At 37.1% G+C, this 14,541-nt stretch carries 12 protein-coding genes and 1 other annotated feature; of the genes, 2 read left to right on the top strand and 10 right to left on the bottom strand.

Going from position 1 to position 14,541, the window contains the following annotated elements; all coding sequences use genetic code 11:
* Positions 1 to 142: 142 nt before the first annotated feature.
* The 5 genes from CN326_RS03335 to opp3b all read right to left on the bottom strand — a co-directional run bounded on the left by CN326_RS03335 (position 143) and on the right by opp3b (position 6,059).
* Positions 143 to 1,780 carry a peptide ABC transporter substrate-binding protein gene (locus CN326_RS03335; RefSeq protein WP_098306188.1) on the bottom strand — a complete coding sequence of 546 codons (1,638 nt, stop codon included), beginning with the start codon at positions 1,778 to 1,780 and terminating at the stop codon, positions 143 to 145.
* 344 nt (positions 1,781 to 2,124) lie between these two features.
* On the bottom strand, positions 2,125 to 3,060 hold the full coding sequence (locus tag CN326_RS03330; protein WP_098306186.1) for an ABC transporter ATP-binding protein: 936 nt from the start codon (positions 3,058 to 3,060) through the stop codon (positions 2,125 to 2,127).
* Complete coding sequence (locus tag CN326_RS03325; protein WP_098306184.1) at positions 3,053 to 4,096, bottom strand: ABC transporter ATP-binding protein; 1,044 nt, start codon at positions 4,094 to 4,096, stop codon at positions 3,053 to 3,055. Before CN326_RS03325 ends, CN326_RS03330 begins: the two co-directional genes overlap by 8 nt.
* A 20-nt stretch (positions 4,097 to 4,116) precedes the next feature.
* Positions 4,117 to 5,133, bottom strand: coding sequence for an oligopeptide ABC transporter permease (opp3C, locus tag CN326_RS03320; protein ID WP_098306182.1), 1,017 nt, complete (start codon positions 5,131 to 5,133; stop codon positions 4,117 to 4,119).
* A complete protein-coding gene (gene opp3b / locus CN326_RS03315) occupies positions 5,130 to 6,059 on the bottom strand; it encodes an oligopeptide ABC transporter permease (RefSeq protein WP_098306180.1) in 930 nt (309 codons plus the stop codon). The genes opp3C and opp3b overlap by 4 nt, the downstream gene beginning before the upstream one ends.
* Positions 6,060 to 6,898: 839 nt before the next feature.
* Here opp3b and CN326_RS03305 point away from each other — a divergent pair.
* Both CN326_RS03305 and trpS read left to right on the top strand, forming a co-directional pair.
* On the top strand, positions 6,899 to 7,276 hold the full coding sequence (locus tag CN326_RS03305) for a DUF3899 domain-containing protein (RefSeq protein WP_429717211.1): 378 nt from the start codon (positions 6,899 to 6,901) through the stop codon (positions 7,274 to 7,276).
* 58 nt (positions 7,277 to 7,334) lie between these two features.
* Positions 7,335 to 7,551, top strand: a binding site (T-box leader).
* 129 nt (positions 7,552 to 7,680) lie between these two features.
* A complete protein-coding gene (trpS, locus tag CN326_RS03300; RefSeq protein ID WP_098306178.1) occupies positions 7,681 to 8,670 on the top strand; it encodes a tryptophan--tRNA ligase in 990 nt (329 codons plus the stop codon).
* Between the two features lie 379 nt (positions 8,671 to 9,049).
* Here trpS and CN326_RS03295 read toward each other — a convergent pair whose 3' ends face one another.
* The 5 genes from CN326_RS03295 to CN326_RS03275 all read right to left on the bottom strand — a co-directional run bounded on the left by CN326_RS03295 (position 9,050) and on the right by CN326_RS03275 (position 14,271).
* Positions 9,050 to 9,796, bottom strand: coding sequence for a YjbA family protein (locus CN326_RS03295; RefSeq protein ID WP_098306176.1), 747 nt, complete (start codon positions 9,794 to 9,796; stop codon positions 9,050 to 9,052).
* Positions 9,797 to 10,245: 449 nt separating this feature from the next.
* A complete protein-coding gene (locus CN326_RS03290) occupies positions 10,246 to 11,034 on the bottom strand; it encodes a DUF2268 domain-containing putative Zn-dependent protease (protein WP_098306174.1) in 789 nt (262 codons plus the stop codon).
* 86 nt (positions 11,035 to 11,120) lie between these two features.
* Positions 11,121 to 12,359, bottom strand: a complete 1,239-nt coding sequence (gene fabF / locus CN326_RS03285) for a beta-ketoacyl-ACP synthase II (protein WP_098306172.1) — start codon at positions 12,357 to 12,359, stop codon at positions 11,121 to 11,123.
* Between the two features lie 28 nt (positions 12,360 to 12,387).
* Positions 12,388 to 13,320: a beta-ketoacyl-ACP synthase III gene (locus CN326_RS03280; protein ID WP_098306170.1), complete on the bottom strand. Its 933-nt coding sequence runs from the start codon at positions 13,318 to 13,320 to the stop codon at positions 12,388 to 12,390.
* A 78-nt stretch (positions 13,321 to 13,398) separates the two neighbouring features.
* Positions 13,399 to 14,271, bottom strand: coding sequence for a TetR/AcrR family transcriptional regulator (locus tag CN326_RS03275; protein WP_098306166.1), 873 nt, complete (start codon positions 14,269 to 14,271; stop codon positions 13,399 to 13,401).
* Positions 14,272 to 14,541: the final 270 nt, after the last annotated feature.

Genomic DNA, 14,541 nt, shown 5'->3' with positions numbered 1-14,541 from the left:
AAAATGAAGCAGGATTAGAATCCTGCTTCATTTTTATGCTTATTATTTTTTCTAAACTAACAAGTCTTAAAGTTCTCTTTGATTCAACTAATAATCCATAAGGAATAACGAAGCACCCTCTAGAATCAAAAATTCATTTTACTTACTTTACAGAAGCCCATTTAAAGCTTAACTCTGGACCATATTTATTGATGTAAATATCCTGTATTGTTTCACGCTGTAAATACGCTCTTCCGCGTTGGTATATCGGTGCAATAACTGCATCGTCGAATAACATTTTCTCTGCACTCAATAAATTGTTCCAACGAGCTTGTAAATCTGAGCCATCTTTTTTAGCCTTTGTAATGATTTCATCATACTTCGGATTTGAGTAACCCATTTTATTTTGTGCACCGTTTGTCACAAACATATCAAGGAATGTCATTGCATCTGGGTAATCTGGCCCCCAACCGCTAAATGAGATGTCATAATCACCGCTGCTCTCTAATTTTAATACTTGTGCAAATGGTTGTGTTTTAATATTCACTTTTAAGCCTGGTAGGTTCTTTTCTAATTCACCTTTTAAATACTCACTCATTTTCTTATTCAACTCTAAATCAGAGTTTAATAATTCTAATTCAATTGTGTCTTTTCCGAGTTCTTTTTTACCAGCTTCCCAATACTTTTTCGCTTCTTTCAGATCAACTTTTGCAAGATTTCCATTTTCTTTACGGAAATCCTTTCCATCAGAATTCTTAACAAAGTCTGCTGGAACTAAACCACCTGCTGTTTTTGAACCGTTATTCAACAATGTATTTATCATTGCATCACGCTCAAATCCTAAAGAAATCGCTTTACGAATATTTTTATTTGCTAAAATAGGATTCTTTTCATTTAAGCGTAAGAAGAATACTGTTGGATCGCTTGTCGTTTTAAAATCGCTACCTTTTTTATATTTATCTACAAATTCTGCCGATAAATAAACACGGTCAACTGCGTTTGTTTCATATAAATTTACCGCTGTTGCTGTATCTTTTACGATATTATAGTTGATTTCCTCTAATTTAACTGTTTTATTATCCCAATAAGATGGATTTTTCTTTAACTGGAAGCTTTGCTCATGTTTCCACTCACTTAATACAAATGGTCCATTATACAATGTTGTATTTGCTTCCAATCCGTGCTTCGCGCCTTGTTCTTTCACATATTTCTCATTAAGAGGATAGAACAACGGATATACTGTTAAATCTACAAAATATGGAACTGGATTGTCTAGTTCTACTTCTAATGTATAATCATCAACTGCTTTTACACCTAATTGTTCTGGCGGCAATTGTTTCATATTGATCTTCTCTGCATTCTTCACATCAAACATTATGTAAGCAGATTTTGCAGCTGTCTCTGGATTTACTGCTCGCTGCCAAGAATACACAAAATCTTTTGCTGTTACAGGGTCACCATTTGACCATTTTGAATCTTTACGTAATTTAAACGTATATTTCTTTCCATCTGGTGATTTTTCATACGACTCAGCAACACCTGGAACCAATTTATTATCTTTTCCAAGACGGTATAACCCTTCCATTGTATTGTTCATTACATTTGAAGATGTTCCATCTGTTGTTAATGTTGTATCCATCGTTGGAAGCTCAGCTGTTTCAACCAGGTTAATTACCTGTTTTGCACTGCTTGTGTCCCCTTTTGCTTTTGCTTGCGAATCTTCTTTTGAATATCCGCATCCCCCTAGAATCATGCTTACTGTTAATGTTGATGCAAGTAGCATCGGCACCTTTTTCTTCATGTATTATACCCTCCCCCAAAATGTTAGCCCTTTCATTAAAAAGTACAAAAAGTAATTAAGTTCTAACAATTCATATTATACACACAAATCAATTATTTGTATATTCATTTTATTATCTTATTAAAATTTTCTGTTAATAACAAATGTTTTGTAAGCGCTTTATAACTCTATTTTATTTCACCTTTAATTATTTTTTGATTTATTTAAATTATCAGAATATAATTATTCTGTTTTTATAGTATATGTTTTTTGGTTCAATGATTTAAAAAAGAACGAATGATTTACTCATTCGTTCTTCTAAGGATCTAAAAAAACGAGCACATTTTTCATGTGCTCGTTTTCTCTTATTGATAAATTTCTTTATATTTCTTATATTCAGCTTCTGAGCAAAGAATAAAATGCCCCGGGCGAATTTCTCGCATCTTTGGCTCTTCATTACCATATTGATGCTGAGATGGATCATACACGATACGTTTACGATTGCGCTCATAATCTGGATCTGGAAGTGGAATTGCTGATAATAGTGATTTTGTATACGGATGAATTGGATACTCATATAACTCTTCACTCGTTGCCAGCTCCACAATTTTCCCGTGATACATAACACCGATGCGATCACTAATATATTTTACCATTGATAAATCATGCGCAATGAATAAAAATGTTAGCCCTTTTTCTTTTTGCAATTTTTTCAATAAGTTAACTACTTGCGCTTGAATCGACACGTCAAGCGCTGAAATTGGCTCATCCGCGATAATAAAATCCGGTTCTACTGCTAGCGCTCTCGCAATTCCAATACGTTGACGTTGTCCGCCAGAGAATTCATGAGGGAAACGACTTGCATGCTCACGGTTTAGACCAACTGTTTCAAGCAACTCGTACACACGCTTCATACGATCCTCTTTGTTCTTTGCAAGACCGTGAATATCAATACCTTCTGCGATAATGTCTCCAACGCTCAAACGTGGGTTTAATGATGCATATGGATCTTGGAAAATCATTTGCATTTTACGGTTAAATTTCTTTAATTCAGCACGTGATTTTTTACCGTGCACATTTTCACTATTAAATAATACCTCTCCTGCTGTTGCATCATACAAACGAATAATCGTTCTTCCTGTTGTCGATTTACCAGAACCAGACTCTCCTACAAGTCCGAATGTTTCTCCGCGGTAAATATCAAACGTAACATCATCAACTGCTTTTACAACTCCACCGCTCACATTAAAATATTGCTTTACATTTTTTACTTCAATCAATTTTTCACGATTATTAGTCATGCTGTTCACCCGCTTTCATTTGTCGAATACGTCTTTGGACAATTTCAGGCGGCTCCACATTCGGAGCTTGTTCATGAAGTAGCCACGTCGCTGCATAATGCGTATCACTTACTTTGAATAAAGGTGGTTCCATTTCAAAATCAATCTTTAACGCCTGTGGATTACGCGCTGCAAATGCATCACCTTTTGGCGGTTTTAATAAGTCTGGCGGTGTGCCTGGAATTGCATACAATTCCTCTTCTCCGCCGTCTAAACTTGGCATAGAAGCTAATAATCCCCATGTATACGGATGTTTTGGATTATAGAAAATCTCATCAACTGTTCCAATTTCTACAACTTTCCCCGCATACATAACAGCTACGCGATCCGCCACATTCGCAACAACGCCCAAGTCATGCGTAATAAAGATGATAGCTGCTTCTGTTTTTTGCTGAATGTCTTTCATTAATTCTAAAATTTGCGCTTGAATTGTTACGTCAAGTGCAGTCGTCGGCTCATCGGCGATTAATAATTTCGGGTTACAAGCAAGCGCCATTGCAATAACAACACGTTGTCTCATACCGCCTGAAAATTGATGCGGATACTGTTTTAAGCGCGCTTCCGGATTTGGGATTCCAACAAGATCAAGGAGTTCTAACGCCACTTTGCGAGCGTCTGCTTTACTCATTCCTTGATGCTTAACGAGCCCTTCCATAATTTGGTTTCCAATTGTCATCGTTGGATTCAATGATGTCATTGGATCTTGGAAAATCATTGCAATTTCTTTTCCGCGAATTTGCTGCATTTCTTTTTCTGTTAACTTCGTTAAATCACGACCGTCAAAAATAATTTCTCCGTTTTTAATACGCCCTGGTGGCTTTGGAATTAAGTCCATCAACGCTTTAGATGTAACGGATTTACCAGAACCAGACTCCCCTACAATCGCTAACGTCTCTCCTTTTTTTAAGTCAAAAGTAACTCCGCGCACCGCTTGTACTTCACCAGCATGCGTGTCAAAAGAAACATGTAAATCTTTTACTTCTAATAATGTTTTCATCATTCGCTCTCCTTTCTTCCTTATTTACGCATTTTCGGATCTAACGCGTCGCGTAAACCGTCTGCTACTAAGTTAAATGCTAAAATTAACATACTAATTACGGCCGCTGGAATAAACATCATATGCGGATATGTTTGAATTGACTTATACCCATCACTTACTAGAGAACCTAATGATGCTAACGGTGGCTGAATTCCAAGACCAATGAAACTTAAGAAAGCTTCTCCAAACACTGCACTTGGAATTGTGAACATTGTCATAACAATGATAGAACCCATTAAGTTTGGCACTAAATGTTTTACAATTAATTGTGTATTTGTTGCTCCAAGTGTACGTGATGCTAATACATACTCTTGATTTTTCATTTTCAATACTTGTCCACGAACAACACGTGACATTCCAATCCATCCTGTAAGAGCCATTGCAAATGTAATCGATAAAATACCAGGATCCATTATAATTACCATTAAAATTACGATAATTAAGTACGGAATACCATTTAATATTTCAACAAAACGTTGCATTAAATTATCAACGCGGCCCCCGTAGAATGCGGAAATACCACCATATGCAACCCCGATAACTAAATCAATTGCCGCTGCTAATAATGCGATATATAAAGATACTCGTGTTCCTTCCCACGTTCTTGTCCAAATGTCGCGGCCAAGATCATCTGTACCAAACCAGAAATACTCTTTAATATCTCGTTTTTCATATTGGTCTACACCGTATTGATCCACACCATCAAACGGCAGCCAATGAATATTCTCTAACACCGGTATTCTCGGCGGCATTTTCGCACGGTTTAAATCTTGATCTTTATAAGAATATTTACTCATCATCGGACCAAAAATCGCTAATAACGCAATTATAAGAAGAATAACCATTCCAAAGACTGCACCTTTATGTTGAAACAGACGTCTTCTTACATCCTCCCAAAATTTTATACTCGGACGGGCAATGACTTCATTATCAGTATTGCTGCGATTTGCTGGCTGAAATAAATCTGGAGATATTTTTTGGATATCTTTCATTATTTTTTCCCTCCCGCTAAACGAATACGAGGATCAACTATACCGTATAGTATATCGACAATAAATATAACAAAAATGAAAACTGCACTATAGAAAAGGGTTGTACCCATAATAACTGTGTAGTCGTTCAATGTTATAGACTTAACGAACTGTTCCCCTAAACCTGGTATAGCAAATACTTGCTCAATAACAAGTGTTCCTGTCATCAAGTTAGCAACCATTGGACCTAAAATTGTAATAATCGGAATAAGAGCATTTCGTAACGCATGTTTTACAATGATTACACCTTTACTAAGCCCTTTTGCTTTTGCTGTTAAAATATAATCAGCCTGCATAACCTCAATTAATTCTGTACGTGCAAAACGAGCAATTGTAGCTGTTACACCTACAGATAACGCAATCGTCGGTAGAATTGTGTATTCAAATCCTTTCCAAAATGCTACCGGCAGCCATCCTGCTTGTACTGCTACATAATATTGTAATAATGCTGCAAAAACGAATCCTGGTACAGACATTCCGAGTACCGAAATGAATGTCGCCCCGTAATCAGCCCACGTATTCGTACGAAGAGCTGCAACAATACCTAGTAATAATCCCATAAAAGTTCCTAAAACAATCGCTTGAAAACCTAATTGTGCTGATGGACCAATACGACTTACAACCATATCTGTTACTGGACGGTTATCATACTGGAATGACACCCCTAAATCTCCTTGAACTAAATTCTTCATGTAGTGCACATATTGTACTGGTAGAGGATCATTTAAACCATACTCTTCTAAAATGATTTCCCTTTGTGCTGGCGATAACTTCTCTTGGTTTTTAAGCGGAGAACCCGGCAATAATTTCATTAAAAAGAATGTTAATGTTGTGATTAAAAATAATGTAATAATCATGTACGCGAAACGTTGCAATGTATAACGTCCCATAACTAGCACCTCCCCATTTTCTCAAAAGCAATAAGATAGTTTAAAATATTCTTACTATTATTGATTTAAAATAAGAGCATATGCCCATCATAGGCATATACCCGTTGTAACCGATGGAGTAAAGTATATTATTGTTGGACAGAAGCCCACTTGTAAAAAAACTTGCCGCCATAATTACGTTTGACAACATCTTTTACAGCGCTTTTTTGCATATATGATGTTCCCTTTTGGAACACAGGAGCAATAACTGCATCCTCTTGAATTAAAACTTTCTCAAGTTCATTCCAACTCGGTATAACTCTTCCATTATATCGTTTAACACGTTAGAAGATTCAGAATATTATAACGAAAACGCATCCATTGTCGGAATTTCAGATACTTCTGTTAAATTCAGCTCTTACTTCCCATTGTTATTACTTGTTGCTTTCCCTTCGCTTGCTTTTTCTCTTTTTATCCGCAAGCTCCTAGCATGCTAACTATTAATGTCGATGCAAGGAATAATAGCAGCTTCTTCTTCATGTTGTATTGCCTCCCCTAAGTGCACCCCCTATGCCCTCACTATGTAAAAATGCAGAATTGAAAGAATAATCTCCAAGTTTCTACAATTTTCATTATACATATAATAAGGCAATTGTGAATATAGTTTTTTATTTTTTTGTTAAAATTTTTAAACTAAAATGTTTTTTTTGTATCTTTTGTAAAGATAGAACTTAACATTGTAGTTATCTAGTTGCAACAAAATACGAAATTATGTATATTTTTCTAAAAATTCTTTATAGTACTCATTATAACTTTTATAGTATAATAATTCTAGTAATTTTTTTGTGGAGGTGAAGCATTTGAATACGCTTTTTTCACGCATTAGTATATTAACAGGCATCACAATCACGATTTCTTGTGCATGTGCTTTTATCCTTTCTACTTCCTTTTTGTTGAATTTTGTCAATATTATGTTTTATATCGCCTTAATTTTTATTATTATCGGAGGATTTCTATTTTTATTTCAGCGTGGTTTTTTCAATGTAACAATGTATGCTTTTAAAAAATTAGGTCGATCAAATAAAAAAATTGAATCTTTAATTGAAGGCGAAGAAAAGCGTGATCCGAAAGAAATATTGTACCGCACATATTCTTTGGCATGGACATATCCTATCGTTATTACCGGTATCATATTAGGAGCACTGTCAACAATCATTAGCTTCACTGTTCTTATATAGTTTGCAAACCACTCATTGTGTGTTATAATAGTGCGAAAATATTTACTTACAAATTTATATGCATGCGATGAGAAAGAAGAGTACATATTGAAGCAATTTCAGAGAGCTTGTGGTCGGTGAAAACAAGTAATTGTACAGTATGGAATGGGCTTTTGAGCACCAAACCGAAACGTTTTAGGAGTAGGCTTTGGCGTTACATCCAACGTTACAATGGATAAAGAGATTTTGCTTTAGCAAAATAATTAGGGTGGTACCGCGGTCCATTCGTCCCTATTTTTAGGGATGAATGGGCTTTTTTGTATTCAAAAAGCGGAAGCGGCTCGTTCAGAATTACAAGGCGCTAGAACTCTAGGCCGAAATATTGAAAGATGAAAACTATACAACTTTTTAAGGAGGACATACATATGTCAGTTATTTTTTCAGGCATTCAGCCAAGCGGAACAATTACACTTGGTAACTATTTAGGAGCAATGAAGCAGTTTACAGAACTGCAAAATGAACATGATTGCTATTTCTGCATTGTAAACCAACATGCAATTACTGTACCGCAAGACCCAGTACAGCTTCGCAAAAATATTCGCAGTCTAGCAGCATTATACTTAGCATGTGGCATCGATCCTGAGAAGTCTACATTATTTGTACAATCAGAAGTTCCGGCACACGGTCAGCTCGGATGGATTATGCAATGTACTGCGTACGTGGGTGAATTAGAACGTATGACACAATATAAAGATAAGTCACAAGGAAGAGAATCTGTTCCGGCTGCTTTATTAACATACCCACCATTAATGGCAGCAGACATTTTACTATACAATACAGAGATTGTTCCAGTTGGGGATGACCAAAAACAACATATTGAGTTAACGCGCGATTTAGCAGAGCGTTTCAACAATCGTTATCGCGAAGTGTTTACAATTCCAGAAATTCGCATTCCAAAAGTAGGCGCACGCGTTATGTCATTAACAGAACCTACGAAAAAAATGAGCAAATCAGATCCAAATCCAAAATCTATGATTAGCTTACTTGACGATCCAAAAACAATTGAAAAGAAAATTAAAAGTGCTGTAACAGATTCAGACGGCATCGTAAAATTCGATAAAGAAAATAAACCAGGTATTTCAAACTTATTAACTATCTATTCTTCTTTCTCAGGTAAAACAGTGGCAGAGTTAGAAGCAGAGTACGAAGGAAAAGGATACGGTGACTTCAAAGGCGACTTAGCACAAGTTGTTGTAGAAGCAATCCGTCCAATTCAAGACAAATATAATGAACTCATTAATTCTCCTGAATTAGATGAAATCCTTGATCAAGGTGCTGAAAAAGCAAACCGCGTCGCAATGAAACAGCTTCGTAAAATCGAAAATGCAATGGGATTAAGCAGAAAACGAAGATAAAGAAGAAAAGTGAAAGCGGCTTGTTCAGAATCGTAGGACGTTGGAGCCCACGATCGAGAAGTGTTCTTTACTTCGACCGAGGGGGCGAAACGACCGGAGATTCTAGCCGCTGGAGCTAGACATCTAGAAAAGCGAAAGCGACTCGACTACTTGCATGCTGAACATTATCGAGAGGTCTTTATCCCGCATTAACGGGCAGTAAAGGCTGGGGAAGAAAACTGCCCGTAAAAGCCCGATTGGTGAGAGCTTTCCATCAGTGAGAAAAGCATCACTGATGGAAGTTTCACTTTATATTCTGTCGAAGCGCCGATATCTTTGTGAACACACAAAAAGGGAATGATCCGAAAAAGCACCTTACGTGCCTTTTGGATCATTCCCTTTAATTTACCTTTTGCTCATTTTCCATTTCCCACAACTTTTCAAAGAACGGTTGTCCTCTCACAAGTCGTTCACAAAGCTGTTCATGTTTATCTGACCAGCCATACTTTGCTTCTTCATATAAACGGTTCCATACTTCTTCAAATGTCAGGTGTTGCACAGATGGATATGCTGCTGGATCCCATTCTGTATACCAATAGCGAATCTCCGCTGGGTTCTTCGTTGTATGTAGTTGATCTAGCGTCATAAAGAGCAGTTGTTTTAATTGTCTTTCTTTCCGTGTTAGCCCATTCATCATATGCGGAGAAGGTGATAAAATATGATGTTCCTTTTGTGATGCCTCCACTTCAAAATCATATGTTTCTGCCTGTACGTTTTCTACCATTTCATACACCATTTGCTCTTGTCTTGGAATCAGTCGACTTTTGCGTATTGGAATATTGTATCCAATTGTATCAATTGCAATAATTCCTTTTCCATCTGATACAACAAAACAATACTCTTGCTGCAGTCGTTCATGGTTTTTTCGAATATACGCCTTATGATGTACGTCTTCCAATAGTTTTGGCGGAAGCTCTAGCAATTCGTTCTCGATGTAATGATATAATGCGGAATCTACTTTTAATAATGGTACTTGATCTAACAATTCGATCGTATCATCCTTCCGCCATTCATAGAAATGACAGACGTTATACCCGTTTTCTTCACCTTCAAACCAATTTACCCATACATCATGCAGATATAACATTGCTTTCCCCTCACTTCACAACTGTTTGTAGCTCTCATTATGGTCATCTTTCGTAAAATTTATTCCAATGGAGGAAATATATTCTTATTATTAATTTCTTCATTGTCTCTCACCTTTCATTCTCGTAAAGTAAAACTTTCATCAGTAAATATCATCCCCGCTAATAATGAGTGAAAAAGTTAATACCATGCCATCTATCTTCTTTATTTTCTTTAAATCTTAAGATGGATACTTACTACCTATTGATACGTGATGAAGTGAAACTTCCCTCAGTGGGGGGGTTTTTCATCCCCCACTGAGGGAAAGCTCTCACCAATCGGGCTTTTACGGGCAGTTGTCCCCCACCTATCTTCCTCGCTTCTCTCTAAATCTTGAGGTGGGGGTCTTACTGCCCGTTAATGCGGGATAAAATAAAAAAACTTAGCTACAGCTAAGTTCATACATCATTCTTATGAGTCAAAAGAAACTGCCTCTTTTAAAATGGTTTTAGCATCCATTTCTAGTAAAGCATTTGTATTGTATTTCTTATGCTCTACACAATCCTTTACGATATGAGCTCCTACAGCATACCCAAGCATTTTCGGATAGAGTCTCCATCCATTTAACAACACATCATGCTCCCTTGTACCTCGCTTCAAATCACACCTATCTAGTATATACCGATGCCAAAACATAATCGCTTCTTCTTTACTATAATAAGACACCCAAGGAGCATGGTAAGAATCTCCATACCTTTCATACACAGCTTGTTCTGCTAATCCTTCCATAATCATCGTATCCAAAATGGTATACTGTTCTTCTATCACCTTGCTTTCATGAATACGACATATGTGGTGATATTCATGGGTAAGCAATGCCTTTAACTCAGCAATCGAATTTTGTGAACTTACAAATAAAAATAAAGCATTTCGCATTGCTAATCCTGTTTTTCCGTTATATTCTCGCTGAACCGTACGATTATACGGATCAGATAATAAAATAAATACCGGTATATCAGGTCCTTTCAACCATTTCCGTAATTCTTTGTACTCTACTGCCAATTGCTCCCATACTCGTTCTTTTTGTAATATGTCAATTTCTTTCTCTCCATCTACTACTGGGCGAAACATTCCCTTTGAAACAAGAAATCGATACAAAGGTTCTTTTTCGAGCGGAATATATTTTGTTAACTTCTCACAAATTTTTTCTGGTCGCCAGTAATACTCGCGCATCAATTCTGCCGTTCGAAACACTCCCATCTCTCTCCCCCCTTTGTTTCATACATATGCAGCTATGCGAAAGAAAGCAAAAAAAAAGTGCAGATTTTCATCTGCACTTTTTTTTATTATTTGTATGCTTTAAATACTAATGCTGCGTTATGACCACCGAAACCTAATGAGTTACTTAATACAGCACGTACCTCTTGTTGTCTTGCTTTATTTGGTACACAATCTAAGTCACACTCTGGATCTGGTGTTTCATAGTTAATTGTTGGCGGAACAATACCATCTGTAATTGTTTTAACAGATATAATCGCTTCTACCGCACCAGCTGCACCTAGTAAATGTCCTGTCATTGATTTTGTTGAGCTTACTGCTACTTTATATGCATGCTCACCAAACACTTCTTTAATTGCCATCGTTTCATACTTTTCATTTGCTTCTGTACTTGTACCGTGCGCATTAATATAATCGATCTCTTCCGGCTGTAATCCAGCGTCAGCTAATGCCTGACGCATTGCACGAACACCGCCTTCACCGCCAGGAGCAGGCATTGTAATATGGAATGCATCACCTGTCGCACCATAACCAGCGATTTCTGCGTAAATATGAGCACCGCGTGCTAGTGCATGCTCTAACTCTTCTAAGATAAGGATACCAGCACCTTCACCCATAACAAAACCGCTGCGATTTTTATCAAACGGACGGCAAGCCGTTGCCGGATCTTCATTAAATGTTAATGCTTTAGCAGAACTAAACCCTGCAAATGCTATATTTGTTAGCGGTGCTTCTGCTCCGCCTGTAATCATTGCATCCGCATCACCGCGCTGAATTACTTTAAATGCATCACCGATTGAATTCGCTCCTGATGCACAAGCTGTTACTGAGCACGTATTAATCCCTTTTGCCCCAGTAGCAATCGATACTTGACCAGCTGCCATATCCGGAATCATCATCGGTACGAAAAATGGACTCACGCGGCGTGCACCCTTTTCCATATATACTTTAAATTGTTCTTCGTATGTTTCCATACCGCCAATTCCAGATCCAACCCATACTCCGATACGCGGAGCATTCTCTTCTGTGATTTCTAATTTCGCATCTTCTACAGCCATTTTTGCAGCTGCAACAGCATATTGTGTAAAGCGGTCCATACGACGCGCTTCTTTCTTATCGATATATTTCTCGACTTCAAAGTCGTTAACTTCCGCTGCTACTTTTGCCGGAAATTGCTCTGCATCTAAGCGTGTAATACGTCCAATTCCAGATACACCTTGCTTAATGTTGTTCCATGCAGTTTCTACATCATTTCCTACAGGAGTAACTGCTCCTAATCCTGTAATTACAACACGCTTTTTTTCCATACAAAATACACTCCTTTTCTCTCAGTCCTTATTTACCCCAACGAAGAGCAACTGCTCCCCATGTTAATCCGCCGCCAAAACCAACTAATATGATAAGATCACCATCTTGAATGCGTCCATTTTGTAATTCTTCTACCATAGCAATTGGAATCGAAGAAGCTGACGTATTCCCAAACTTAGAAATTGTCGTACTCATCTTCTCCTGTGGTAAATTTAATCGCTCTCTCGCCGATTCCATAATACGAATATTTGCTTGGTGAGGCACTAAAAAGTCCACATCTTCTTTCGTAAGGTTTGCTTTTTCTAAAACACGAAGGCAAGAATCACCAAGTTGACGAACAGCAAATTTAAAGACTTCTCTGCCATTCATCATAACATATTCATCACGATAAAGGTGTTTACCACCACTTCCATCCGCTCCTAATTCAAATGAAAGAATACCTTTTCCTTCTGAAACAGCTCCCATAACGACAGCACCTGCTCCATCACCAAATAAAACTGCCGTATTTCGGTCATTCCAATCTACAATTTTAGATAACTTATCGCTACCAATTACTAATATATTTTTATAAGTTCCAGTTTGAATAAATTGTTGTGCGGTAATCATTCCGTACATAAAACCAGCACAAGCTGCACCTAAATCCATAGCTGCTGCATGCTTCGCTCCAATTTGTTCTTGAACTACACAAGCAACCGCCGGAAACGAACGATCCGCCGTTACTGTTGCAACTAAAATAAGATCAATTTCTTCCCCGTTCATCCCTGCATTTTCAAGTGCTTTTTTTGCAGCTTCCACAGCCATATGTGAAGTATCTATTGTATCATCGGCAATTCGTCTTTCTTCAATTCCCGTTCTTGTACGAATCCACTCATCAGATGTATCCATCATTTTCTCTAAGTCGTGATTTGTGACAACCTTTTCCGGCACATATCTCCCGATCCCTAAAATGCCTACGTTCACATCGCAACCCTCCGTTTTATATCAATTATTATGACTTGGTACTAATTTTAAATGATAAGTTCCCTTTTGTCTATAATATTAATTTGTTATTTTATAATACAACGCAAGTCTTTCACGGAAATCATGCAATTCAGGATACGATTTTAAGTTAGACAACATCCCTTGAATAACTGGAACCCGCGGATGATTCGTTTTCATTTCTGACTCTAGCACATCTAGTGTAACTAGTAATTCATCATTTCCTAATTGGTCTACTAGCGTACGTTTTAACGTAATAATTTCATTTACAAATGATTCTTCCATATGTCCGTTCATTACATTCCCATCGCACAAAAAATGATTGAGTTCTCGTTCTAAAATAACCGGTTTTTCATTTGAACGTTGTAACCCAGCTACGATATCATCCATTCTTTTTAATATAAATCTCACTATATATGCTATATCTACATTTACCACATTAAAGATAACCGACTCCAAATACCCATGCGATATCCCTTCTAGCATAATAATTACATCAATAAGATAAGAAGCAATCTCTTCCCCGTATATAGCAAGTAAACCATCGCGGTGAAAAGCATGTGATTCTAATCTCATTCTTGTCATAAATGCTTCTACTTCTTTATTAAAAGGAATCGCATTTTCCCTCATACACATAATAATGAATTCTCTTTTTTGTTGTAATTCGTAAAACTGGCAATGTAATTGTTTTTCAAATTTCTCACGTGGAGGTAATGATTCTTTTTCAATATCCATCATTTTATTTTGAATCCGGTCGTAGTAATACTCCAACGTGGCCAATACTAAAGTGTCTTTCGATTTAAAATGCAAATAAAATGCGCCTTTGGAAATACCGCATTCTGTTGCTATTTCTTGAATAGACGTCGCACTAACACCCTTCATTGCAAATAATTTAATTGCTGTTTCAATAATTAACCGTTCTTTTTCCTTCATCTTTTTCTCTCCTAAAAAAACACTCTTATTCGCATTATGACTCATCGGTCAAAAATTGCAAGTATTTCTCAACACTTTATCCTGTATTAACGGTCAGTAAGACCCTCACCTCAAGACTCAGAGAAGATAAAGAAGATAGATGCGGGATGAAGAGTCCTCCGTTGCTAGAAGTCTCACTTTGCTTCAGTCCTTTCAGTTGACTGTTGACCGACCAGTCAGTTATACTTTGTTCGTTATGACCAATTAGTCAGTTTCGATAAAAAGGAGTGT

This window comes from Bacillus sp. AFS018417 (assembly GCF_002560985.1).
GTDB lineage: Bacteria > Bacillota > Bacilli > Bacillales > Bacillaceae_G > Bacillus_A > Bacillus_A rhizoplanae.
Note: the sequence above shows the minus strand (reverse complement) of the source record. Positions and strands in the feature narration are given on the sequence as shown.

Bases quoted from the DNA above. Each gene is read 5' to 3' on its own strand.
- CN326_RS03290 (WP_098306174.1), bottom strand. From the start codon at position 11,034: ATGGGAGTGTTTCGAACGGCAGAATTGATGCGCGAGTATTACTGGCGA.
- CN326_RS03295 (WP_098306176.1), bottom strand. From the start codon at position 9,796: ATGTTATATCTGCATGATGTATGGGTAAATTGGTTTGAAGGTGAAGAA.
- trpS (WP_098306178.1), top strand. From the start codon at position 7,681: ATGTCAGTTATTTTTTCAGGCATTCAGCCAAGCGGAACAATTACACTT.
- CN326_RS03330 (WP_098306186.1), bottom strand. From the start codon at position 3,060: ATGACTAATAATCGTGAAAAATTGATTGAAGTAAAAAATGTAAAGCAA.
- CN326_RS03335 (WP_098306188.1), bottom strand. From the start codon at position 1,780: ATGAAGAAAAAGGTGCCGATGCTACTTGCATCAACATTAACAGTAAGC.
- opp3b (WP_098306180.1), bottom strand. From the start codon at position 6,059: ATGGGACGTTATACATTGCAACGTTTCGCGTACATGATTATTACATTA.
- CN326_RS03325 (WP_098306184.1), bottom strand. From the start codon at position 4,096: ATGAAAACATTATTAGAAGTAAAAGATTTACATGTTTCTTTTGACACG.
- CN326_RS03275 (WP_098306166.1), bottom strand. From the start codon at position 14,271: ATGAAGGAAAAAGAACGGTTAATTATTGAAACAGCAATTAAATTATTT.
- fabF (WP_098306172.1), bottom strand. From the start codon at position 12,359: ATGGAAAAAAAGCGTGTTGTAATTACAGGATTAGGAGCAGTTACTCCT.